Source organism: Halomonas lysinitropha (genome assembly GCF_902500215.1).
GTDB lineage: Bacteria > Pseudomonadota > Gammaproteobacteria > Pseudomonadales > Halomonadaceae > Halomonas > Halomonas lysinitropha.
In genome coordinates this window covers 1-2,183 of sequence record NZ_CABVOU010000045.1, presented here as the reverse complement: position 1 = coordinate 2,183, position 2,183 = coordinate 1, and the positions used below count along the sequence as shown (strand labels likewise).

Genomic DNA, 2,183 nt, shown 5'->3' with positions numbered 1-2,183 from the left:
AGCAGCATCATGCCGAAGAGGGTGGCGCCTGCCACCCCCTCCAGCACCAGTTGCATGACACGGCCGACCCGTAACCAGGATGTCGACGATGTCGGCATGGTCGTCCTCTAGTCGATGAAGAAAATCAAGACTCCGGCACCATATCGGCGACGCTATCCTCCTCGGCAGCAACGGCAAGCTGTTCCTGGAAGTAGGCCAGGGCAGCCTCGGCATCCACACCACTATCGCTGACGTCCTCTACCCAGTCAGCCACCATCTCCTCACTGATGTTGCGCAGGGTCTCGAGATCCTCGTCACCTAGAGAAGTGAACGTGTGGCCAAGCTCCTGGGCAAATTCGACGCCACGCTCATCGGAGACGTCCATCATGTAGCCGAACAGTCGCGACAGAGACTCACCTGACACGCTCTCGATGGCCTCACGATCCTCGGCCGAAATCTCGTCCCAGACCATCGGATTCATGACGATGGTGAAGCTGCCACGATAGAAGCCACCATCGACCCTCAGGGTGTAGGGGAAGATCTCGGCCACCCGGAAGCTGCGCAGGCCTTCCGGCACCAGCATGGCGCCGTCGATGACCCCCTGAGAACCGGCCTCGTAGACGCCGGTGGGTGGCAGCGCCACGCCGGTCAGGTCGAGGGCCTCGGAGAGATCGCCCATCACGCCGCCGCCGACGCGGATACGCTGGCCCTCAAGCTCATCGAGCGTCTCGACCTTGTCACTGGTAAAGATCCAACCCGGGCCGTGCACGCCGGCCGCCACCACGTCGACACCGCGATGCTCACCGGCCTCGGCCAGGTATTCCTGATGGGTACGCCAGTAGGCAGCGGAGGCCGACTCGGAGGAGAACTCCTCGAAGGTCGGAAATTCGGGCAGCTTGGTCAGCTCGAATCGGCCGGAGTTATAACCGTGAAACACCCAGGTGGCATCGGCGATTCCGTCTGCCACTATGGCCATCTGCGAGTCGGGCGGCCCCAGGTCGTGAACCACATCGACGGTGACGCGCCCTTCGGTGGCCTCCTCTATCCAGGCCTTCCAGGTCGGCCACACGATGGTGTTGATGCCGTGGCTGGGTCCCGCCCAGGTGCTGACCGTGATGGTCGTCTCGGCCAGGGCGGATGTACTCATGATAGCGGCCGTCAGAGTGCCGACCACCAGGCCTGTTGTCTTGTACATTGTTCGTTCCTCCATCATCACAGGTGGCGGACATGTTCGCCAGGAAGCAGCTAGCAGGCGCCGAAAAAACGATACATCAAAATATTTTTTTTCGGCATTAAAGAAACACGTTCCAGCATACAATGCCTTCGGTCATCACCTCAGTGCAACGGATTCACGACCAATAGCTAATACAACTTAAGTAGCATAAATAATAAATTCATTTAAATCAATTCATTACTATTGGTAACAAGATATAGCTCGCACAGAAAAAACCCCTGCATACCTCTGAGCCCGAATCCTGTCCTGTTACACTAGATAGTTTGCAAACAAAAAACCGGCAACATATTGTTGCCGGTCACTGCGAAAACCTGGTCGGACACAACGCTGCGGCTCGCGATCAGCCGATCCGCTCCAGCTGCCGCTCGAGCTTGCCCATGGCGTTGAGCAGGTCACGGTACTCCCCTGCACTCAGGGTCGCCACGAGTTCCGCCTCCCAGGCCTGGGCCTCCGGGATCAGACGCGAGAGCAGCTCGGCTCCATGACGAGTCAGATGCAGGTCATGTACTCGCTGGTCCCGGGCGGAGGGCGTCCGGGTCACCAGGCCGCGATCGACCAGCGCCTGAACCGCCCGAGAGACGCGGGCCTTGTCCATGTTGGTATAGGTGCAGACCTTCTTGGCGGTCAGGTCATCGCAATGGCTGAGCCAGGCCAGCACGCGCCACTGGGCCACGTTGATGTCGTAGCGCTGAGCATACATGCGCTCCAGTTCGTCGCTGATGCGGTCGGCCAGCCGGTTGAGGCGATAGGGCAGGAACTGGTTGAGATCCAGCTCCGGCTTGGGAGGGAGGCCCTCCCCTGTCGCATCTTCCGCAGGCACCATCGGCTCTTGAGACATCTTCGTTCGCCCTTCCATCTCCATTTGTCTCCTAGTAAAGCAGCTGCGGCAGGAAGAGCACGACCCCCGGGAAGACCAGCACCAGCAGGGCGCGCAGCGTGCCCGCCACCCAGAAGGGGGTCACCCCGCGGA

General features: G+C 60.1%; 2 protein-coding genes. Both read right to left on the bottom strand.

The genetic code is table 11. The features are described 5' to 3' along the window. Positions 1–124 precede the first annotated feature (124 nt). Positions 125–1,174: a TRAP transporter substrate-binding protein gene (locus HALO32_RS15965; protein WP_151444888.1), complete on the bottom strand. Its 1,050-nt coding sequence runs from the start codon at positions 1,172–1,174 to the stop codon at positions 125–127. 379 nt (positions 1,175–1,553) lie between these two features. Next, positions 1,554–2,036 carry a MarR family winged helix-turn-helix transcriptional regulator gene (locus tag HALO32_RS15960; RefSeq protein ID WP_151444889.1) on the bottom strand — a complete coding sequence of 161 codons (483 nt, stop codon included), beginning with the start codon at positions 2,034–2,036 and terminating at the stop codon, positions 1,554–1,556. Positions 2,037–2,183: the final 147 nt, after the last annotated feature.

Bases quoted from the DNA above. Each gene is read 5' to 3' on its own strand.
- HALO32_RS15965 (WP_151444888.1), bottom strand. From the start codon at position 1,174: ATGTACAAGACAACAGGCCTGGTGGTCGGCACTCTGACGGCCGCTATC.
- HALO32_RS15960 (WP_151444889.1), bottom strand. From the start codon at position 2,036: ATGGTGCCTGCGGAAGATGCGACAGGGGAGGGCCTCCCTCCCAAGCCG.